19 protein-coding genes and 1 riboswitch are annotated in these 22149 nt (G+C 33.9%); of the genes, 9 read left to right on the top strand and 10 right to left on the bottom strand.

Annotated features, from left to right (window positions below):
• Nucleotides 1-53 precede the first annotated feature (53 nt).
• From ACHRVX_RS04800 to ACHRVX_RS04790, 3 genes are all read right to left on the bottom strand, one after another.
• Nucleotides 54-1268, bottom strand: a complete 1215-nt coding sequence (locus ACHRVX_RS04800) for a cell surface protein (RefSeq protein ID WP_395329763.1) — start codon at nucleotides 1266-1268, stop codon at nucleotides 54-56.
• A 79-nt stretch (nucleotides 1269-1347) separates the two neighbouring features.
• The gene (locus ACHRVX_RS04795) at nucleotides 1348-2496 is read right to left on the bottom strand and encodes a YncE family protein (RefSeq protein ID WP_395329761.1); all 1149 of its coding nucleotides are present in this window, start codon (nucleotides 2494-2496) and stop codon (nucleotides 1348-1350) included.
• Nucleotides 2493-4538, bottom strand: a complete 2046-nt coding sequence (locus ACHRVX_RS04790) for a TonB-dependent receptor (RefSeq protein WP_395329759.1) — start codon at nucleotides 4536-4538, stop codon at nucleotides 2493-2495. Before ACHRVX_RS04790 ends, ACHRVX_RS04795 begins: the two co-directional genes overlap by 4 nt.
• A gap of 114 nt (nucleotides 4539-4652) precedes the next feature.
• Nucleotides 4653-4860, bottom strand: a riboswitch (cobalamin riboswitch).
• A 443-nt stretch (nucleotides 4861-5303) separates the two neighbouring features.
• Here ACHRVX_RS04790 and ACHRVX_RS04785 point away from each other — a divergent pair.
• Nucleotides 5304-6224, top strand: coding sequence for a phytanoyl-CoA dioxygenase family protein (locus ACHRVX_RS04785; protein WP_395329757.1), 921 nt, complete (start codon nucleotides 5304-5306; stop codon nucleotides 6222-6224).
• 201 nt (nucleotides 6225-6425) lie between these two features.
• Here the strand turns inward: ACHRVX_RS04785 and ACHRVX_RS04780 are convergent, their stop codons facing one another.
• Nucleotides 6426-7454: a rod shape-determining protein gene (locus tag ACHRVX_RS04780; protein ID WP_395329755.1), complete on the bottom strand. Its 1029-nt coding sequence runs from the start codon at nucleotides 7452-7454 to the stop codon at nucleotides 6426-6428.
• Between the two features lie 281 nt (nucleotides 7455-7735).
• On the opposite strand from ACHRVX_RS04780, the gene ACHRVX_RS04775 reads away from it, so the two are divergent.
• The 3 genes from ACHRVX_RS04775 (at nucleotide 7736) to ACHRVX_RS04765 (ending at nucleotide 11263) form a co-directional block, all read left to right on the top strand.
• Nucleotides 7736-8113, top strand: coding sequence for a hypothetical protein (locus ACHRVX_RS04775; protein WP_395329753.1), 378 nt, complete (start codon nucleotides 7736-7738; stop codon nucleotides 8111-8113).
• A gap of 425 nt (nucleotides 8114-8538) precedes the next feature.
• Nucleotides 8539-9276 (top strand): hypothetical protein, encoded by a 738-nt coding sequence (locus ACHRVX_RS04770; RefSeq protein WP_395329751.1) that lies wholly within the window; start codon nucleotides 8539-8541, stop codon nucleotides 9274-9276.
• 445 nt (nucleotides 9277-9721) lie between these two features.
• Nucleotides 9722-11263: a hypothetical protein gene (locus ACHRVX_RS04765; RefSeq protein ID WP_395329749.1), complete on the top strand. Its 1542-nt coding sequence runs from the start codon at nucleotides 9722-9724 to the stop codon at nucleotides 11261-11263.
• 1626 nt (nucleotides 11264-12889) lie between these two features.
• Here ACHRVX_RS04765 and ACHRVX_RS04760 read toward each other — a convergent pair.
• Nucleotides 12890-13489, bottom strand: coding sequence for a murein L,D-transpeptidase catalytic domain-containing protein (locus ACHRVX_RS04760; protein ID WP_395329747.1), 600 nt, complete (start codon nucleotides 13487-13489; stop codon nucleotides 12890-12892).
• A gap of 133 nt (nucleotides 13490-13622) precedes the next feature.
• Complete coding sequence (locus tag ACHRVX_RS04755; protein ID WP_395329745.1) at nucleotides 13623-14486, bottom strand: LysR family transcriptional regulator; 864 nt, start codon at nucleotides 14484-14486, stop codon at nucleotides 13623-13625.
• Nucleotides 14487-14574: 88 nt separating this feature from the next.
• On the opposite strand from ACHRVX_RS04755, the gene ACHRVX_RS04750 reads away from it, so the two are divergent.
• The 3 genes from ACHRVX_RS04750 to map all read left to right on the top strand — a co-directional run bounded on the left by ACHRVX_RS04750 (nucleotide 14575) and on the right by map (nucleotide 17183).
• Nucleotides 14575-15552, top strand: coding sequence for an alpha/beta fold hydrolase (locus ACHRVX_RS04750; protein ID WP_395329743.1), 978 nt, complete (start codon nucleotides 14575-14577; stop codon nucleotides 15550-15552).
• Nucleotides 15553-15886: 334 nt separating this feature from the next.
• A complete protein-coding gene (locus ACHRVX_RS04745; RefSeq protein ID WP_395329741.1) occupies nucleotides 15887-16249 on the top strand; it encodes a nuclear transport factor 2 family protein in 363 nt (120 codons plus the stop codon).
• 169 nt (nucleotides 16250-16418) lie between these two features.
• On the top strand, nucleotides 16419-17183 hold the full coding sequence (gene map, locus ACHRVX_RS04740) for a type I methionyl aminopeptidase (RefSeq protein ID WP_395329739.1): 765 nt from the start codon (nucleotides 16419-16421) through the stop codon (nucleotides 17181-17183).
• Nucleotides 17184-17271: 88 nt separating this feature from the next.
• Here map and ACHRVX_RS04735 read toward each other — a convergent pair whose 3' ends face one another.
• Entirely contained in the window at nucleotides 17272-17625 is a 354-nt protein-coding gene (locus ACHRVX_RS04735; RefSeq protein ID WP_395329737.1) for a winged helix-turn-helix transcriptional regulator, read from the bottom strand.
• A gap of 103 nt (nucleotides 17626-17728) precedes the next feature.
• On the opposite strand from ACHRVX_RS04735, the gene ACHRVX_RS04730 reads away from it, so the two are divergent.
• Together ACHRVX_RS04730 and ACHRVX_RS04725 are read left to right on the top strand one after the other, a co-directional pair.
• On the top strand, nucleotides 17729-18484 hold the full coding sequence (locus ACHRVX_RS04730) for an SDR family NAD(P)-dependent oxidoreductase (RefSeq protein ID WP_395329736.1): 756 nt from the start codon (nucleotides 17729-17731) through the stop codon (nucleotides 18482-18484).
• Between the two features lie 33 nt (nucleotides 18485-18517).
• Complete coding sequence (locus ACHRVX_RS04725; RefSeq protein ID WP_395329734.1) at nucleotides 18518-19288, top strand: SDR family oxidoreductase; 771 nt, start codon at nucleotides 18518-18520, stop codon at nucleotides 19286-19288.
• Between the two features lie 354 nt (nucleotides 19289-19642).
• Here ACHRVX_RS04725 and ACHRVX_RS04720 read toward each other — a convergent pair whose 3' ends face one another.
• The 3 genes from ACHRVX_RS04720 to ACHRVX_RS04710 all read right to left on the bottom strand — a co-directional run bounded on the left by ACHRVX_RS04720 (nucleotide 19643) and on the right by ACHRVX_RS04710 (nucleotide 22141).
• The gene (locus tag ACHRVX_RS04720) at nucleotides 19643-20644 is read right to left on the bottom strand and encodes an NADP-dependent oxidoreductase (protein ID WP_395329732.1); all 1002 of its coding nucleotides are present in this window, start codon (nucleotides 20642-20644) and stop codon (nucleotides 19643-19645) included.
• A gap of 12 nt (nucleotides 20645-20656) precedes the next feature.
• A complete protein-coding gene (locus ACHRVX_RS04715) occupies nucleotides 20657-21436 on the bottom strand; it encodes an SDR family oxidoreductase (protein WP_395329730.1) in 780 nt (259 codons plus the stop codon).
• Nucleotides 21437-21550: 114 nt separating this feature from the next.
• Nucleotides 21551-22141 (bottom strand): TetR/AcrR family transcriptional regulator, encoded by a 591-nt coding sequence (locus ACHRVX_RS04710; protein WP_395329728.1) that lies wholly within the window; start codon nucleotides 22139-22141, stop codon nucleotides 21551-21553.
• Nucleotides 22142-22149 lie beyond the last annotated feature (8 nt).

Here is a 22149-nt window from a genome sequence, read left to right as displayed (position 1 = left end):
GGTTAATTGTTATTGTAAATTCTATGTGTTAAATGATTATTTATTCTGATATTTTATTTAATATATAAATCATAAGCTCCGGCAACTTCTGTAGAAACTTCGCCCAGCCAGCCTGCTTCCTGATTGATTGCTGTATATACTTTGATGAAATCTATTCCCGGAAGTTTTACATAGTTGCCGCTTTTATCAACTGCCCATGCGATATCAATATTTGATGCTTCATCGTTATTTGGCGCATTATCGGCATAGCCAAAATCAAAAGACGCACCAACCCAATAATTTCCGGTGCCGCTTTGATCGTAAAAATTATCTTTTATTCTTGTTCCTTTCAAAGTATAGGATGACTCAGTAATCCATGACGGATAATAACTCTGCTCGTGAAAGGCGTTTTTTGATTTAAATCCGGATTTTCCCTGATTGTCTTCCCATTTAATATATTCCGAATCAATTTGCCAGAATTCCTCTCCCGTTACAGCTGATTTATTAAGATCCGGTTTGAAATAGGTTACACTATAGTTTTTTACTGTCGTACTTTTAAAGTATTCACTACCTGCAATTTCATACCATTCATCTTCATCTGGTTTTCCGTTTTTATTTTTGTCGAAAGCCACAAGAATAATTCCGGCTTCACAGGATCCGGAACGGGTTTCACTGGCTTCACTTCCCCAAAATGCATTTCCTAAAATCTTGAAATCCCTTCCCGCCATATTGGGAATGGTGTGGTCAAAACCAAATACTACATAACCGCCAAAACCTCCTAATGAAATCATGCTGGTATTCCCGCCAACAATTGCTTTTTTTGCTGCGCTGATAAGATGAGCTTCTGTATTTCCGGGCAAATATTCCGGAATTCCGTTTGTAAACTGCCCAACTCCCGGTCGAAAATCAAATACATTTGAGATGTACTTACTATACGTTCCGGCTTCTTTTGTTACATTAATTAGAGAGGTATATGTTGTAACAACTCCATTATTATCCACCTTTAAAGTCAAAGGATAGTTTTTTAAATAAGGAGTAATAAAATCCAACTGGGCATTTTGTGAAATTACCGAATCATTAATACTCCACGTTACTTGTGAATTCGCGGGTAAATTTGTTGCAATATTCAGCACTTTAAAACGCTCAATTGTATAGGAATCTTTCAATATTACTGTCGGCGGTTTTTCAATGCCCAATTCTTCTTCCTTATCTGTTCCACAGGAAATAAATCCCAGTATAAAAATGAAGACCAATGTTATTTTTAAAATTTTAAAAGTGTTTTTTTCCATATTCATAAAATTTTAAATTAATTCCTGCTACAATTACTGGTAATTGTAAATCTGTAAAGTTTTCTTTTCATGGTTTTGGTTATTTATTTTTAGTTATAAAGGCAATATGTGCAGGAATATTTCCAGCGGTTGTTTTCCATTTTAATTTTCCTTCGGGCGTAAAACAATAGATATAACCGGTTACAACATAATTCTGCGCATCGGTTATATAGATTTCTTTAGTTTCGGGATTTACCTGAAGTCCGTACGGAATCATGATTTGCTTATCTGTGCCGTCTGTAATGACTTTATCACTGATTATTTTTTTGGTTTTGGTATCTAATATTCCGTAAGTCACTTTATTGCTGTTCGTTAAATAACTCCACGAAACGCTGTAGAAATACAATAAATCATCAACAAGACACATTCCCGAAACCGGAATATTAAGCTGCATTTTTTTCTCATCTGTCTGGGAATCTATCACAAAAAGATTGGAAGGTACTGTGTAATAATCTCCTCTGGAACTTACATAAATGTCTCCGCGTGAATCTATTTCCATACCGGAAAGATTAATCCCAACATCTATTTTTTTTGTTTCGGTGAAAGTTTCAAGATCAATTACAGATACGGTTCTGTCATAATTAGGCACTCTGTAACCTCCGGAATTCGCTACATAGAGTTTCCCATTATAAACCACCATTTGTTCCGGCTGATATCCTACGGTTACTTTTCGTTTTATTTCTAAAGATGTCGTATCAATTTCTGCAACAAAACCTATCTCTGCATTCGGATTTATGGCTACTGGACCAGAATAGGAACTTACATAGGCTTTGTCTTTGTAAAAAGTGACATACCTGCAATTGGGAATGTCTATTTTTTTGATGCGTTTTGCCGACCATTTGTCTATTACCTCCACTTTGTTAGAACAATTGATTACTGCATAAACTTTGTTACCGTAAATTTTGATATCGTTACCTACATCGCCCAGTTCTTTTACAACTGCGGGATTTCGTTCAGAATAAATATCGGTAGTATAATTTCCTGTCCTGTAATTGAAAATGTCGATACTGGCTCTGTTCATTCCCATATTTCCTTCGTTTAAAAGGTAAAAACCTTCTATTTTACCGTCACTTCTTGGCGCAGCAACGCTTTGATCTGATGACGGAAAAATGGTTTCATCTTCCCTGCAGGAAACAAAAGCAACGGCTATAAATAAACTGAGGATTAATTTTGTGGTGATCTTTTTCATAGCTCAATACTTATTATGAATTTTAATGTTCGTCCCGGCATCGGATAATTGTAAATTACCTCGTATTGCTGGTTGAAAGCATTGTTTAATTCTATTGTTCCTTTCATTTTATAATGCTGAAATGCAAATGATTTTTGCACCGCTAAATCGTGCGTATACCAAGGCTGAACTTCATTGACTTTGATATTATTGACGTTCCCGTTATAGCGCTTGCCCACATATATAAAGCTGTAGTTAAAATTCCAGGTTTTATAATCGGCGTTTAAAATTCCTGATCCGCTATGCCACGGTGTGTACGGGATCTGATCTCCGTAAGAAGATAATTCCAAACCTGCAAATTTGGTATAATCCCTGTTTTGTGAATACGTATACGTTAGGTTTGTACTCAGGTTTACTGTGCCAATGTGCATGCCAAGATTTACTACAGATTCTATTCCCTGTCCTTTTACCTGCCCAATATTGGTCATCATCCATCTGAATAAATTTCCGGTTGGAGCTGCCACAATTTTATCTTTGGTATTGGTATAATAACCATCTACCTGAAAAGATAATTTGTCCAGAATGCCTTTTTCAATTAAAAGATTATAAGTAAAACCAACATCGTACTGATTCATATATTCCGGTCGAAGCGTACTGGATCCCACCATTGTATAATACAAATCATTAAAAGTGGGCATTCTGAAAATACGTTTTGCGAATGCTCTTATATTAAAATCATAATCCTTAAACGGAGTATATCCAAGAAATAAAGCAGGAGTAAATTCGGTTTTATCCGGCGCTTTTGCATTGTATCGCACTTCTTCCTGAACATGAGTTCCTACAACACTTCCTAAAGCTTTGAAAGACCCAAGACGGTACGAACTGGCAAGGGCAAATAAAGCGGTATAACGCTGCGGAAAAGAAAATAAAGTCTGGATTCCTTTTCTGGTGGCGTTTAATCTGTTGTATTGAAAATCTGTAGATAACGAAACATCCCAGGTTGGTACTATACTGTACATATTTACTGCCGAAACATAATATTCCTGCTGAAAATAACTATCATCAGATTGTGCTCCTTCGGTTACAATTTCACCTAAAACATTAGTGGTGTCTCTGGCAACATAATGCGTATAATCATAGGCATACTTTGCTTTTGCCTGAAATTTATATTTTTCAGTAAAATCCTTAATTAAAGTTGCCTGCGTGAAAAAATTCTTGTCGTATTGCCTGAAACCGTCAGAAAATTTATTTTCGACAATTGCTCCCGGCGCTCCTCTTTCTGAATCATAATAATATACTTTGGCATCCCACGAACCATTATTTATTTTTCCGTAAAGACCGGATTCAAATCTCAGGGCTTCAATATCACTATTATGTCTTGTCGCGGTTGTGTCGTAAGCAACGGTTCCGTCAAGATTGTTTCTTTTGTAGCGGTATTTATATTCTCCATTCGATTTTATATATTCAGAACTTATGCTCAGACTGACTTTATCGCTTAGTTTTTGTTCCCATCTAAACGAAGGATCGATATAATTAATGGACATTGTTTTGTAGCGAACTAACAAATTTGTCTTTTTTCCTCCAATAAAAACCGGTCGCTTAGTTCGCAAATAAATGGTTGAAGCCGCTGCATAATCTTTAGCCGACTGGAAGATTTCGCTTTTTTGTCCGTTATACATCGTCAGGGATTCCATATCATCTAAGGAATATTTGCCTAAATCCGTCACCCCGTTTTGTGCATTTCCTAACTGAACTCCATCATAAAAAACACCTACATGATGTGTTCCCATATTACGGACATCGACAGTTTTAAGTCCGCCAAGACCGCCGTAATCTTTAATCTGGATTCCCGCAAAATACCTTAAAGCATCGGCTACGTTATGACTGGCTAAATTTTCAAGTAATTTGCCGGATAAACTTTGCACGGGAATGACTTCCTGATAGGGTTTCCCTTTTAAAATTACTTCTTTTAAAACGCGTAAACTATCGTTTGATACTTGCGAATGAAGTAAAAACGGAGCAGAAAATAGGAAAATAAATAAGAGTAATTTTTTATTATACATCACTGATTTAATTAAATAAATTTCGTGGATGTACTAATCAAAAAGCAATAAGAGAGAATCCCGTTATACCAATAACAGGTCAATTCTTGTTGTTCAACTTTATTCCACGAAAGTCTTAAACTATGTGATTGTGGCAGGTCTCCTGACTTGTTCCATCTTTAAACAACCTTCTCATCCGCCGTGGCGAACAATGGCATTAGTAACGTTTAAAGACTTATATAGAACTTACAGTAGCGGGTCTGTTCAGGATTTTCACCTGATTCCCTTTTAACCGATTTTTTTAAAATTATAAAAAAAGCGGACCAAAATCTGGTGCAAAGGTACTTTATAAAAACTTAATTTAAATAATATAATTTATGAAATGGTTTAGAAGAATTCTTAAATCAGGTATTTATACTTTATTAAAGAGAATTTTAATTGTGCTATTTTTGAATTATTTAGACAAGACATTCGAACACATTAGTCCCGATAGCTATCGGGACATAGTTGGAGAAAGGCTCAAAGAGGCAAAGTTAAAAAGGTTTTTCTCTTTCCGTCTTTGCGTCTTTGAGCGAGGATAAATAGATGTCAAATAAATTGAACACATAGTCCCGATAGCTATCGGGACATAGATTTTACATATGCCAAAGAGATAGCGTCAGGAAATATATTTCTTCTCATAGTTTGTTTGTGTGTTTTAAAAAAGTAAAATGACTTTTTAAAGTCCTCAAATCTATGTTTCTATATGTTAAAAATAAATATAAAAACCATTAATTGCCAAAACTTATGCCCTGGAATATCCTTGAAAATTTATGGAAACGTACTTTGAATCCCACCAGTATTTCTGCCGGAGATAATACTCAAACATGGGACAATGAAATCAAAACTTTGTATCGTTTAGGAATTAGTATGGAAGATACTTTGCAATTTTTATATTTTGAGCAACCTGACTTTGAATCTTTTAAAATTTGGATCAACGACAAACAGAAAATAAAAACCAATGACGAAAAAGATTTCACAGATGAAGTTCTCTCAGAACAAGATCTTCAGTTTTGGAAGGAAAACGGTTATGTCATTGTAAAAAATGCGATTTCAAAAAAAGATTGTGAAGATACACAACAGGCAATTTGGGATTTCCTGAAAATGGATCCGAACAAAAAAGAAACTTGGTATAACCGACACGAAGACCAAAAGGGCTTGATGCTTAATTTTTCTGATCATGAAACATTAAACAGAAACAGGTTTTCACCGAGAATAAAAAAAGCATATGAGCAGCTTTATAATTCAACCAAAATATACAAAACGATTGACAAAGTAAGCTTTAATCCGCCCGAAACGGAGGAATTTACTTTCTTGGGAAGTCCGCTTCATTGGGATATTAGTTTGAAACAGCCCATAACATTTGGATTCCAGGGATTATTATATCTTACGGATTGTGGCATTGCCGATGGCGCTTTTCATTGTGTTGCGGGTTTTCATAACAAAATAAAGGATTGGCTGGATCATCTGGAACCAAATGAAAATCCCAGAGATAAAGCGATTGAAACATTACAGCCAATTGCTATTCTTTCTAATGCGGGCGATTTTATCATTTGGGATAACAGATTACCGCATTGCGCAACGCCTAATAAAGGCGAAAGTCCCAGAATGGTTCAATATCTTACCTATTTCCCTGATGATTATGCTACTTTAGATGAATGGTTGTAATTTTTTGTTGGTCTTTATTATTTAACACATAGAGACATAGGTTTGCAGACTTAAAAAAGGCATTTCACTAGTTTAAATGTATATAACTTTCTATTTGAAAGAAATGTATTTCTTTAGAAAATTTCTTTTGTATCTATAAAATCTATGTTTCTATGTGTTACATGTTTTTTTCAGGTTATAAAATAAGATACTATAACGCACTTACTTTACCAATACAGTTTTATACTTAGCAATATTTTTTAATACAATTCCGGTTCCTCTAACTACCGCTCTTAAAGGATCTTCGGCAATATAAACCGGCAAATCTGTTTTTTGCGAAATCCTTTTATCAAGACCACGAAGCATTGCTCCTCCTCCGGCAAGATACAAGCCTGTATTATAGATATCTGCGGCGAGTTCCGGTGGCGTTAATGAAAGCGTTACCATAATCGCATCTTCGATCCTTAATATTGATTTGTCTAGTGCTCTTGCAATTTCCCTGTAGGTTACTTTAATCTCTTTTGGTTTTCCGGTCAATAAATCCCTTCCGCGAACCATCATATCTTCCGGAGGATGTTCAAGTTCTTCAAGTGCCGATCCAACTTCGATTTTAATCATCTCTGCAGAAGCATCTCCTATATATAAATTATGCTGGGTGCGCATATAATACAAGATATCATTAGTAAAAACATCACCGGCAATTTTTATCGATTTGTCGCAAATGATTCCGCCCAGAGCAATAACCGCAATTTCTGTAGTTCCTCCGCCAATATCTACAATGATATTTCCTTTTGGCAGCATAACATCTAAACCAATCCCAATTGCTGCTGCCATTGGTTCGTGAATTAAAAATACTTCCTTACCGTTTACACGTTCGCAGGATTCCTTTACGGCTCTCATCTCTACCTCAGTAATTCCGCTTGGTATGCAAACCACCATTCGAAGTGCCGGCGTAAAAAAGCTTTTTTTAATCTCTGGAATGTTTCTTATAAACCAGCTGATCATTTTTTCCGAAGCATCAAAATCGGCAATAACACCATCTTTAAGCGGTCGGATTGTTTTAATATTCTCGTGTGTTTTACCCTGCATCAAACTGGCTTCTTTGCCAACTGCGATAATTTTTCCGTTTCTAATATCTCTTGCTACGATAGAAGGACTGTCGACTACTATTTTTCCATCATAAATTATCAAAGTATTCGCTGTTCCCAAATCCATAGCTATCTCCACTATCATAAAATCAAATAAGCCCATAATATAGTTTTTGTTTAAATAACGAACGCTTTTGTTGCTGTTTTATTCTCTGCAAAGACTAAAATTCTAATTCAAAATTAAAAGAGCGTTTGAAATCAAACCTGATATTTGCAGATCAAAATTTAGTCATTCTAAAGGTAAATAGCTATTAATTATGCAACTATAATATATTTTTCTGTAATAAAAACTATTGTCAATCACCCTAAATTTGTAAAACACGACTTTTAAATAGTAAAGTTAATTAGGAATCAGAATTCTAAAAATTCTAAAAAAATAATATTATGGAAAAGCAAAATCAAAACGAATACGGTCATACAGATCCGGATTTTATCGATCAAAATACTACCGTTGACGGAACTAATATTCAAAATGAAGAATTTTTTAAAAAAGATATTAGTAAAGAAGATCCACTTGAATTTGGAGAAAGTGATCCTGATTATATCGATCAGGAAACTCCTGTAGATAACGATAATTACGCAAGAGAAGAAGATCCTTATCAATATCAGGAAGAATTTATCGAAGATCTGAAACATCCGCAAGGCGATGCTGCGAACAGTACAAATGTAAAATCTGATCAAAGTGCCAAAGAAGAACAAAGCATCAATAAAGAGAAGCTTTACGGCAATGAAGATCAGGAAAATAATCGTGAAGAAAAATAAAAAGTTCGCCGCGAATAGCACGAATTAGCACGAATTAATCCTAAATATAAAATCCAATTTCACGAATTTAAATAGTGAAATTGGATTTTTTATTTTTCTAACAATCAATTTTAAATTCGTGATAATTAGTGAAATTAGTGGCAAAAAAATTGAATCACTTATCTCAGCTTTAAAATCATAATTTTCATTGAATTACTATTGTTTTCTCCCAAAAATCTTTAGAAAATATGAGCCTATTGAATCAGAAAAAAGACTTTTAAAAGTAATAAATGAACTAAATTCAACGTAAAGGTTTCTGAAATTTGTCTTTTTTAAGAAGTATTAGAAAAGTATAAATCCCTATATTTACTTTCTGGTTGACAAAATTACGATGTAAAACAAGATAATTTCTGCATCGTTAAGCCAATTAATTATAAGTAGTCAAGATGGAAAATTATACCGTATCAGTGGCATCATTACCTTTAAGTGATAATCCAATACCGAATAATAAGATAACAAAAGCTGATTTATTGCCTGATCCTGAATCAAGCTTAAATTCGATGGAAATGAAAGAAAAACCTATCGGGGATTCTACAATTCCGTACAGGGATTTGACCAGTCTTGCCACAAAAAAAGAAAGTATTGCCAGAATAATTGATAAACTGGATGTTGAAAATAATTTAAGATATCAACGAACGGTTGAAGATACTTACTGCAATGTGTATTCTTATGATTATTGCTATTTCTCTAGAGTATATCTCCCTACGGTTTGGTGGACGGATGAATCTCTTGAAAAAATATTGAACGGAGAGGAAGTCGAAGCTGTTTTTGAAGAAACTGTTGATCGTATTTATTCCAGTGCTATTCACGATTGGTTCTTGCAATGGGGCGCCAGTTTTGGCTGGAAAAGAATGCATACTGTTGAAGAAATTCAAAACGAAGTAAATGCTAATGGCGGAGTTGGAATAATTTGTGCCAAAAGAAAAGAAAAAGGACTTTCCGGACATATTGTTCCTGTGGTTCCTGAAAGTGATTTGCATACCGCCTATCGCGAAAATGGTATTGTAGTATATCCGCTGCAATCACAAGCGGGAAAACTAAATTATAATTACTTTGCTGAAGTTAGAAAAGACTGGTGGAATGATGAATTATATTCCTCTCACGTCTTCTATTACCATGAATAAATAAAAAAACTGCATAATAGTTGGAACACCTAAAAAAAATATTGATTTTCAGCGTGTTAACTACTTGTAAATAACATAATAAAAAACTACTTTTGCAACTTGGAAAAAACAAGAATAGCAAAAGTGTGCACGACAGCTATTCACCAGCTTAAATTATTGATATAAAAGTGATTAATGCCAAATAGTATTTTTATAACCTTATTATAAGAATTTACTTTTTTAAGCTATCTTTCAGTCAGTATAAGGGCAAAATTTCTGAAACTAAAATAGAATTTCATACAATTTTAAAAGTAAAGCAAAACTTTTTTAATGGATGCAACAAATCATGTTTAATCTGTTAAAAGCTTTTTTGACTCTGAATTGCAACAGGTTAAAATTGTATTTCCGAATAAAAATATAATACCATTAAAAGTTTAATCACCATAAAAAAAGAAAGTTAGTATAAATGAAAGACAATCAGACAAAAAAATATTATTGGGGTATAGGATTAGAAAACGAAACCTACATGCAATTTGAAGAATCCCTAATAGTTACTGGTGAATTTATACAAGAAAAAATTGGTTTTGAAAAATACAGTATTGATTATAGAAAATGTTATAAACCGGAAAGCTTAGCTCCTATTTTGCAAAAAGCTTTTGGTTTAAATAACAACTATAAAGTAAGCCGAATGATGAACAGTCATTCCCTTGAAAAACTGGATATCAATTACCAGCACAAAACATTATCGCCTGTAAAACCATTTATTGATACTGAAAATGGTGAGGTAATTGCACAACCCCTTGACAATCCTGATTATTTAGGAAAATCTATCATGGAAATTTTCCTGGAAGATCAGCCTTATAATATTCAAAGCATGATTACCCAACGAAATAAAACAATGGGATCTGTGCATTTTGATGGGGATTCTATTGAATTTGTGACAAAATATTTTGAAAACAGAACTATTGCAGAATCCTGCAAGGAATTAAAAGCTACTAAAAAGTTATTTCTGGATAAAATCAATGAATCATCTGTTTTAAACGGTAAATTGAATTTTCCGGATTATAATAACGGACTTAATATGTTTATGACCAATCAGGAGAACCTGGTTTTGTTTAATAACGGAACGTATCATTTTCATATTACTTTACCATCGTTAACAGAAGACAGCAGAATTGTTGATTATAACGATTTTGAAAAAACACACGCAAACGCCATTTATTTATTACAATGGTTTGAGCCGTTTTTTATAGCAACTCTTGGAAGTCCGGACATTATGGGCGTGATAAGTGACAAATACAGTTTAGACAAAAAATTCACTTTAGGTTCTATGAGAAACGCAATGTCTCGTTACATAGGCGTGGGAACCTATAATAAAGCAATGCCAAAAGGTAAAATTTTAACCTATAATGTGGATGATTTTAGAAAATTACTAAAATTTGAAAAAGAGGAAAATGTTTGGTGGCGCGATCAGATTGAAGCAGATATGGAATATGAAATGCTGTCTGAAGTGGGTCTTGATTTTAATCAGGAAAAAATGTACCAAAGTGGTTTTGAATTCAGAAGTTTTGATGAGTTTCCGGCTGAATACTTAAATGATGTACTTTTTTCAATCATCTTAATCTGCGAGCATTCTTTGAATCTTCCTGATGTTCAATGGGCACACGATAGTAAAGCATGGAATAATCTTGTTTTTAAAACTTTAAAAATGGGTTATTTAACTGAAATTGATGAAGCTGAAAAGAAAGAAGTTTTGGATTTATTGCAATTACTAAATCCATCAGACAATAATTACGAAACTTTAAAATCAGAATTTGAAGCTATTGTACTTTTAGATGAATTCTTCTTTAAAATTCTGGCTGTTTTACATGATAAATACAAAGACAATAATGTTTGTTTAGATGCCATGTACGGACAAAAAACAAGTTCTCCGCCAAAATGGGATAACTTCAATAAATACCAAACCGAAAGACACTTACAACAAATAGGATCTTTCTCTGATAATTAGAAATCATGGAACGTTAGTGTTTAAATAATTTTAAATACTAACGTTTTAAATATTTTGTTGCGTACCTAACGGCACGCCAACGTATTTCTAATCTATATTATATCTACCAATATTTAGTGCCTAACGGCACATTTCTATTGTTAGTTGCATTGCCCTAATTATTAAAAAATCTTAACTTAATGATATTGCTATTATACTGCTGCAGATATCTCGTAGAGATTATATATTGGTAAAAAAAAATAATTCAGCCTATCCAGGATTTGAAAGTCTGCAATTTGTGCCGTTAGTCATTAAATGTTGGTAGTTATGATTTTGTTGCGTACATAACGGCACGCCAACGTATTTCTAATCTATATTATATCTACCAAGATTTAGTGCTTAACGGCACATTTCTATTCTTGTTCGCATTGTGTTCTAATTATTAAAAAAGCTTAACATAATAACATTGCTATTATACTGATGCAGATATCTCACAGAGATTATCTATTGTTAGAAAAAAAATAATTCAGCCTATCCATGATTTGAAAGTCTGCAATTTGTGCCGTTAGGCACTAAATGTTGGTAGTTATGATTTTGTTGCGTACATAACGGCACGCCAACGTATTTTCTAATCTATATTATCTACCAAGATTTAGTGCCTAACGGCACATTTCTATTCTTGTTCGCATTGTGTTCTAATTATTAAAAAAGCTTAACATAATGACATTGCTATTATACTGATGCAGAGATCTCGTAGAGATTACATATTGGTAAAAAAAAATAATTCAGCCTATCCAGGATTTGAAAGTCTGCAATTTGTGCCGTTAGGCACTAATTGTTGGTAGTTATGATTTTGTTGCGTACATAACGGCACGCCAACGTATTTTCTAATCTATAAGATTTAGTGCCTAACGGCACATTTCTATTCTTGTTCGCATTGTGTTCTAATTATTAAAAAAGCTTAACATAATGACATTGCTATTATACTGATGCAGATATCTCGTAGAGATTATATATTGGTAAAAAAAAATAATTCAGCCTATCCAGGATTTGAAAGTCTGCAATTTGTGCCATTAGGCACTAAATGTTGGTAGTTATGATTTTGTTGCGTACCTAACGGCACCCCAACGTATTTGTAATCTATATTATATCTACCAAGATTTAGTGCTTAACGGCACATTTCTATTCTTGTTCGCATTGTGTTCTAATTATTAAAAAAGCTTAACATAATGAAATTGTTTATACTGATGCAGATATCTCACAGAGATTACATATTGATAAAAAAAAATAATTCAGCCTATCCATGATTTGAAAGTCTGCAATTTGTGCCGTTAGGCACTAAATGTTGGTAGTTATGATTTTGTTGCGTACCTAACGGTACCCCAACGTATTTGTAATCTATATTATATCTACCGATATTTAGTGCTTAACGGCACATTTAGCATTTTATCAAAAAAAGCTTAACCTAATGACATTGCTATTATACTGATGCAGATATCTCGTAGAGATTACATATTGGTAGAAAAAAAATATTTCAGTAATAAAATTGTCCCGTAGGGACTAGACTTTTCGCTTAATTATAAAACAAAAAAAAGAGCTAATAGCTCTTTTTTTTGTTTTATATATGTAGAAATTTATTCTTAAAGATTAATAGTAAACGTACATCATAATTTTTGAGTTTGAACTCTCAATTACTTTTTCAAGTCTTTTAAAGAATACTTCATTTACCATTGGGCAACCGTGACTGTTTGAGATGTAGTAATCCTGCTCATCATAAGGAACAGCTGAATACTGGTGCAAAACAATCGCTCTTTTTAAAGCATTGTTATTGGTTTCATCCAAACCATTTAACCTAAAGGCTTTTCCGAAAATACCTTTGTATGATTTCTCTACAGAATATCTGCCTAATGAAGTACAATTAGAATTAGGTTCATTACTAAATTTTAAATCTCCTCTTACAGCAGTTTCTGAACCGCTGCCATGAGCAACTAATCCCTGATCTAGTATAGTATTGTTTTGAAGGTCATAAACAAAAAAGCGGTTTTTGCCGGATTTGATTTTCATATCTACTAAAAAAGCAATTTTAGTATTGTATTTATGATCACTGTTTATGATGGATTTGATCTCGGTAACGTGATCAGTAAGACGTACAATCTCAAGTTCTGATAATGCTTCATATTTATTAGTAGCATTGTATGTGGTAAAAGAACTCAGGCAAACAAACAAAACCATAAAAACTATTTTCATACGCAAATGATATAAAGTGAAATAAGTAATGATTAAATTCCTAAAAATCCAAAATGTGTTTTTTGATGTTGCAAAATTATACTTTATTTTTATAAAATTCACATCTCCAGTGTGTTAAAATTAAATTAATTTTTTAATTTTCTTTATATTCCTCTAAAAATGCCTTTAAAGCTTTAGATGGAAGCTCGTCATTTCTATAAATTAAGAGCGTCGTCATCGTCGCAAGTTCCTTACTTACCGGAAAAGTTTTGATGTTTCGACTGCCATAATAAAGGTTTACCACTTCTTCCGGAAGTATGCTAATGCCTAATCCTGCTTCAACAAAATTTATAATTCCCTCTATAGAATTGAGTATTGTACTCTTGTATCTTAATATTCCTTTTGATCCCAGCCAGGTTTCAAGCCTTGCCCTAAAAAAACATCCTTGTCCAAAGACTACAATTTTTAAGGGATCCTGTTTTAATATTTCTGTTAGCCTTGTTACATTACCGGCTGTAACTATCACAAGTTGCTCATCACGCACAATAAGCTGTTCAAGTCCGGGAATATTAATTGGTGCCGCCACAAAAGCAGCATCCAATTTATAATCAAGCACATCCCGAATTAAAGTTGGCAATACAGCAGAAATAAACTCCAGTTCAACCGCGGGATAAAGTTCTCCAAAACTTTTTATGATTTCAGGTACTTTTAATGCCATTGTAGTTTCAATACAACCTATTTTAATCGTTCCTCCTACTTTATCTACATTTTGGATATCACTTTTTGCGTCATCCATCAAATGGCTTATTTTCTTGGCATATTTCAAAAGTGTTTCTCCGGCTTCGGTAAGCACTACTTTACGGGAAACCCTCTTGAAAAGTTCAGCACCAAATTCCTCTTCAAGACTTTTTATGCGTGCCGTTACATTCGATTGAACTGTAAAAGTTGCTTCGGCAGCTTTTGTGAAACTTCCCAGTTCGGCGGCAGCTTCAAATATTTTAAGATCATTACTATTCATAGTATCACAATTAGTGATTAATCACATCACAATATATCGTTTTTGATTATCAAATATAGAGAGTAAATTTGTTTTAAACAATTGAAAAATGAAAAATATAATTAAATCAGCAGCGATCGTACTTACCATCGCAGCAATGCCTTCAACAGCTGTAAATGGGCAGTCAAAAAATGCTTCAACAAATAAAAATGATAAGTCCGAAATTGGGGCGACGCATTATAACAATTTACAAGTCAACGGTCTCAAAATATTCTATCGTGAAGCAGGTCCTAAAAATGCGCCTACAGTATTGTTATTGCATGGCTATCCTACTTCCTCTCATATGTATAGAAATCTTATTCCTGTTTTGAGTAAAAAGTACCATGTTATTGCACCGGATCTTCCGGGTTTTGGTTTCTCTGATGCACCGGATCATCATACGTTTGATTATACTTTTGATAATTTAACGCACATGATGCAGGGATTTATCGATCAGCTTGGTCTTAAACGATTTGCCCTTTATGTTTTTGATTATGGTGCGCCAACAGGTTACCGACTGGCACTTGCAAATCCTGAAAAAATTACGGGAATAATATCCCAAAACGGAAATGCCTATGAAGAAGGTTTAAGCACGGGATGGAACCCAATCCAGAAATACTGGAAAGATCCCTCACAAGCCAACAGGGATTCGCTGAAGGATTTTGTATCTAAAGAATCAACCTGGTTTCAATACCATGAAGGCGTTTCTGATGCTTCCTTTATTGCGCCGGAAACGTACACATTAGACCAATACTTTCTGGATCGTCCGGGAAATATCGAAATCCAGCTTGATCTTTTAAAAGATTACAGAACAAATGTTGCTCTATATCCTCAATTTCAAGCGTATTTTAGAGACAAAAAACCAATGATGCTGGCGGTTTGGGGAAATCAGGATCCTTATTTTCTTCCTGCTGGTGCTGAGGCTTACAAACGAGATAATCCAAACGCGACTGTAAAATTTTATAAAACAGGACATTTTGCCCTGGAAACGCACTGTAATGAAATTGGTGCAGATATTTTGGCTTTCCTTTCTAAATTGCCTAAATAATCACATTATTCTTGATAACTTTCGATAGCGGCCAATATTGCCGCTATTTTTTTGAAGTAGAAATTTACTATATTCGTTTAATGATATATAATACCATTCAATACTCTGGTAACCCGTTGGGTGTAATTATTTTTAACACATATAAACATAGATCTTTTTAGCTTAAAAAAGGCGTTTCACCTATTTGATAATACACAAAGATAGCTCTGTGAAAGAAATATATTTCTTTTTGAGTTCTTTTTAAAATTTAAATTCTATGTGTTTAATTGAACTTTTATTACTTACAACCAATGGATTAATCTAGTAATTATAAACTAATCTAAAAACCTCAACAATGGCAAACCAATTTGAACACGTAATCAAAAAAGCCTACACCGCTTTTAACGAAAGAAATATTGACAATGCACTTTCGACAATGCAACCGGATGTACAATGGTCGAAAGCCTGGGAAGGTGGTTATATAAGCGGACATAACGAGATTAAGGAATACTGGACAAGACAATGGACTGAAATTAATCCTAAAGTAGAACCGGTTGGTTTTGAGGAAAGGGAAAACGGAAGTCTGGAAGTTAAAGTTGCTCAAAATGTAAAGGATTTACAAGGCGGTTTGATTTTTGACGGACTGGTAAAACATATCTATACTTTTCAGGACGGATTAATAAAAACAATGGATATTGAACTGGTTGAAAGCAATTAATGGTAAGTTTTAAATTAAACGTAATATAAAATTGCCTTAGAAATTCTTTTTAATAACTTTGTTTTTGTCACTCTAATACTTCTTAGTTGCTAAATTCCGGCAACAGGCTGTGGGAAGTTATTTAGCGGTCAGGCTAAAAAACATACAACTTTAATTAAAAAAAGAAGACATGTCAATTACAACAGAGTCAGAATTAACAGGAATGAAAAAGGCAAGCGAAGCTGTTGCTTTTACTTTAAAAGAAATGAGAAATTATGCCCAGGCGGGTATGACAACTAAACAATTAGACGATTACGGCGGACAAATCCTGAATGATTTAGGCGCAAAATCAGCTCCATATTTAACGTATGGTTTTCCGGGATGGACTTGTATTAGCGTAAATAATGAATTTTGCCACGGAATCCCCTCTGATAAAAGAATTCTTAATGAAGGTGATTTAATCAATATTGATGTTTCGGCAGAACTTGATGGCTTTTGGTCAGATAATGGAGGTTCATTTGTTATTGGTACAGATGTAAACCAACATCAAAAATTGGTACAGGCTTCAAAAGAAATTTTACAAAAAGCGATAAGCAATATCAAAGGCGGTGTCAGAATTTCCGACATTGGTTTTTTAATGGAAACCGAAGCTAAAAAAAGAGGTTATAAAGTTATTAAAAACTTAACAGGACACGGCATAGGAAGAAGCCTTCACGAAGCACCGCACGAAATTGCCAATTACAGGGATAAATTTAACCTGACCCGTTTTAAGAAAAATTCTGTAGTGGCTATTGAAACTTTCATTGCAACAACTTCGACAATTGCAGAAACTTTGCAGGATGGCTGGACAATGGTAGGGAACAAAGGCGGTTTTATGGCGCAACATGAACATACTATTGTGGTGACGGATGGCCAGCCCATTATTTTGACAGCAATGAACGAAATCTGGAATTAAACAAGCTATAAATAGCCGTTTTTAAACATACAAAATCCCTCAAAATCAATGATTTTCAGGGGTTTTTATTTTTATAGCTTGTATAAAATTATGATTCTATAATTTTTTTACGATGTTCAATTCCCCAGGCGGTTAGATTATTGATTATGGTTTGTAATGTTTTACCATGTTCCGTAAGTTCATATTTAACCGTTATAGGCTGCGTATCCAGAACTGTACGTTTGATTAGTTTATTGATTTCAAGTTCCTTCAATTCCTTGCTCAGCATTTTGTTCGAAATTCCCGAAACATCATTCAAAATGTCCGAAAATCTTCTTTTATTGTACAAACAAACTGATGTAATAATCGAGATTTTCCATTTGCCACTCAGTACATCCATAGAATCCTGAATCGCCCTCATCTCCTTTTTATGCTGCTCTTTTTCAATTGTGTTACACTCCATAATGTTACTTTGTTACCCCAAGGTTACTGTTACTTTTAGTTACAAAGTTACTAAAATAAATTAATCCGTTATAAATTTGCATCATAATTTAAAAACATAAAAAATGAGCAGATTAAAAAATAAGGTAGCAATAGTTACCGGAGCGTCAAAAGGAATTGGAGCGGCAATTGCCAAACATTTTGGATTAGAAGGTGCAAAAGTCGTTGTGAATTATGCATCAAGTAAAGAAGATGCTGATAAAGTAGTAAAATCCATTACAGATAATGGAGGAACGGCAATTGCAGTTCAGGCAAATGTTTCAGACGAATCTGATGTGACAAGACTTTTTGAAGAAACAAAAAAGGCATTTGGTACATTAGATATTCTGGTAAACAATGCAGGAATTTATCAATATCAGGCAATTGAAGAATTTACAATAGCATCATTTCACAATCAATTCAATACAAATGTTTTAGGATCACTGCTTGCTATTCAGGCATCTTTAAAATCATTTGGTGAAAATGGCGGTAACATCATCAACATCAGTTCTGAGGCAAGTAAAACTCCACTTCCTACAGGATCAATATATTCTGCAACCAAAGCAGCTTTAGATGCCATTACAATTGCATTATCTAAGGAATTCAGCGGAAAAAATATTCGCATCAATTCTATTTTGCCCGGCGTTGTAGAAACCGAAGGTTCACATACTGCAGGTTTTATAGGAAGCGATTTTGAAACCAAATTAATTGCCACCACTCCGCTTGGGCGTACAGGTCAGCCGGATGATATTGCAAAAGTTGCTGTATTTCTTGCCTCTGATGACGCGGGATGGATTACGGGAGAAAAAGTTTCGGTTTCAGGAGGTATTTACGGTATCTAAAGTATAGATTTCTAAAAATTAAAAGGAATAAAAATGAGCAGATTAAAAAATAAAGTAGCCGTAATCACCGGCGGTAATAGCGGAATAGGTTTTGGAATCGCAGAAGCTTTCAAAAACGAAGGGGCATCCGGAACTATAACGGGACGAAATGAAACGACATTAAATAGTGCTGTCGAAACTTTAGGAACAAGCTTTATTAGTATTAAAGGTGATGTTACCAATAGCAATGATTTAGAAAATATCTTTAAACAAACCGCTGATAAATTTGGCAATATTGATGTATTAGTGGTGAATGCCGGCGGCGTTGTTGACGGTGTACCAATGGGAACTATAGATGCTGTTAACGAAGCAACTTATGACGGATACATGGATCTGAATTTAAAAAGCGTGTATTTCACTGTTCAAAAAGCACTTGCTTATTTAAATGACGGTGCTTCGATTATACTTATCGGGTCAAGTGCTGCGCATCGTGCCGCGCCGGGAATGGCTATTTACGGAGCAGCAAAAGCTGCTGTGATATCATTAGCAAAAGGATTGTCGCTGGATTTATTGCCGAGAAAAATACGAGTAAATACGCTTTCTCCGGGTTCCATTGATACACCAGTATTCGGTAAACTGGTGCCTGAGGAACATCTGGAACAGGTAAAACAAATGTGGGTGGATATCACGCCTGTGGGCAGACAAGGACTTCCATCTGATATTGGAAACGCTGCGGTATTTTTAGCGTCAGATGAATCGTCATTTATAGTGGGTACGGAAATTCTTTCTGATGGTGGTTTGACGAATATTAGTTTAATGAAATAATTCAGGCACTAAATTTATTCTTAAACAGAAATCAGAAATAGAAATTTCCCGAAATTTGAATCTCACAGAATGATTTTCATCGCATTTTAAAATTTTAAAACCTCCTAAGTCAGTTGACTCAGGAGGTTTTGTTATTAATCACACACTAATCAATTTTAAACAAGCATTCAGTTGCGGTCTAAATCAGTTAAATCCCGTTCCTGAATTTTAAATCATAATTGATTCTCATTTTAAATTTTCTGTACAGGGCCACAATGACTGGAAAAAGATAAGTCATAACTATACAGGAATTAGGAGCTTGCTTTAAATTGAATAGTGGCGATTACTATTTTTACTTTGCAGTATGGCAATAGTTTATTTCATTTTAATAACTACTTTCCCTTTTGCACGTCCGCTTTCAACATACGACAATGCTTCGTTTGTTTGCGCAAAATCAAAAGTTTTATCCAGAACAGGCTTAATAATTCCTGATTCGATAAGTGTAGTGATTTTACTTAATTGCTCTCCGCTAGATTTCATAAACAGAAAAGAATAAGCAACATTTTTATTTTTTGCCTTTTTACGAATACCAAAACTTAAAAATGACATAATAATTTTCATCAGCCACGGTGCCTTAATTTCTTTCGCAAAATCCGGGGTTGGCGGTCCCGAAATTGAAATTAGTTTACCGCCTGATTTTAGAATTCGTAACGATTTTTCGAGTGTTTTTTGATCCTGGCTATTCAAAACAACATCATAATTACTCAACATTTTTTCGAAATCATTATTTTTATAATCAATAACATAATCTGCTCCGAGTTTACTCAAAAAATCAAAACTTTTAGCACTTGCCGTTGTTGCAACTGTTGCGCCTAAATGTTTTGCCAGCTGAATTGCAATTGTCCCCACACCTCCTGAACCTGCCTGAATAAAAACTTTTTGTCCCTTTTTAATGTCTGCTGTTTCTACTAAAGCCTGCCATGCCGTCAATGCCACTAAGGGAATTGATGCTGCGTCTTCCATAGATATGTTTTTGGGTTTTAGGGCAACATCGCGTTCATCTATTGCTATAAATTCTGCAAAGGTACCAATGCGAAAATCTGCGGGTCTTGCGTAAACTTCATCTCCAATTTTAAAGTTTTTTACATTTTTTCCAACCTTAGTAATTACTCCGGCAACGTCGTGACCCATAATTAAAGGGAGTTTATAAGGCAAAAGAAGTTTAAATTCTCCTGTTTTTATTTTAGAGTCTAACACATTTACGCCGGCTGCATAAATAGCAACCAGAACGTCATTGTCTTTTACTTCCGGAACTGGTACTTCTGCGAGTTTTAAACTTTCTCTTTTATTATATTTATTGATTATAAATGCTTTCATTTTTATTATATTTTAAGGTTTGAGTGATGATTTTAGTCCAGCATATATTTTTTTGGGATTAACCAAATTAAAAGCCAGTTGAGGAAAAAATCTATTCACAAAATATAATAATTTCGAATCCCCTACTCTAATCGTGAATTGATCTTTTTTAATCCCGGAAATAAGTGTTTTCACCAATTGTTCCGGCGTCATTTTCTTGTCATTTCTTTGAGCTGTCATTTCTGTTGCTACAAGTGGAGGAAGCAATTCAAAGACTTTTAAATTACTGTTTACTATTTCTAAATTTTTTCTAAGTATTCTGGTATAAAAACTTAAAGCTGTTTTAGAGGCGGAATAAGTGGGTTCTTCTAAAGCCGGAACCATACTTAAAATAGAAGTTGTATTTATTATAGCCGCTTCATTTCTTGATTTGAGCATATTCATAAAAAGATTATTCAATCTTATGACCCCAAAATAATTGATGTTGATCTCGTAAATCGCATTCTTCAAAATTTGATCATTTGCAATTCCCATATTAAGCGCGGGACTTCCAACACCCGCATTATTGTATAAAATATCGATTCCGCCCAGAGCAACAACTTTGTCAAATAGTGCAACTCCATCATCCTGGTTTTCAACGTCACTTTTTATAATGGTTAGTGATGGAAACATTTTTTTTGCAGCCTCCAATTTAGCTTCATTTCTACCTGTGATAATGACACTGGCACCTTCGGCTAAAAATTGTTTTGCAGATTCTAAACCTATGCCAGAAGCTCCTCCGGTAATCAATATTGTTTTATCTTTTATTTGCATCTTATTTATTATTTTAAATTTTACTTTTAAAAATCAGACCAACATTTTTTTCTTAAATAGACTTTTTAGTATATTTTAAAATATACTTTTTAGTACATTTTATTTTAAAAAATATTAAATCATATATTGTTCTAATTCAGATTTTAGACTTTTAATTAGCCCTTGCATTGGTTTTGATGTATCCATAACCCTGCACATTACAATTCCTCCTTCAACAGAAGCTACTAATTTAAAAGCAAAAACGACAGGATCAAGAGTAGTCGAAAATTCTCCACTATTAATTCCCTCCTGAAGTAAAGCCGTTAATTCCTGCTGACCGCTTTTAACCACTTTAGCAACTTTTTGCTTTATAAAAGGATAATTATCATCAGCTTCTACAGCAGTATTAAATATAGGACATCCTCCTGCAATATAAGTTTCAATTGGGTTTTTATAAAAATCAAGAAAGGCAAATATTTTTCCTTTTATATTTTTTCCTTTATAAACTTCAGCTCTGATTTTCTCTGAAACCATCTTAAGCGATAAATCAATCACTTGCTCAGACAGATCTTCTTTATTTTCAAAATGACCGTAAAGGCAGCCTTTTGTAAGCTTTGTTGCTTCCAGAACATCATCAATATTAACTCCCGAAATACCTTTTTCGTTATAAAGAGGTACCGCAGTTTCAAGTATGAATTGTTTTGTTTTTTCAGCTTTTGTCAGCATAGTAAATT

Origin of the sequence: Flavobacterium sp. FlaQc-47 (assembly GCF_044006475.1) — a bacterium.
GTDB lineage: Bacteria > Bacteroidota > Bacteroidia > Flavobacteriales > Flavobacteriaceae > Flavobacterium.
The sequence above is the reverse complement of the archived record's forward strand: the minus strand, read 5'-3'. Positions and strand labels throughout refer to the sequence as shown.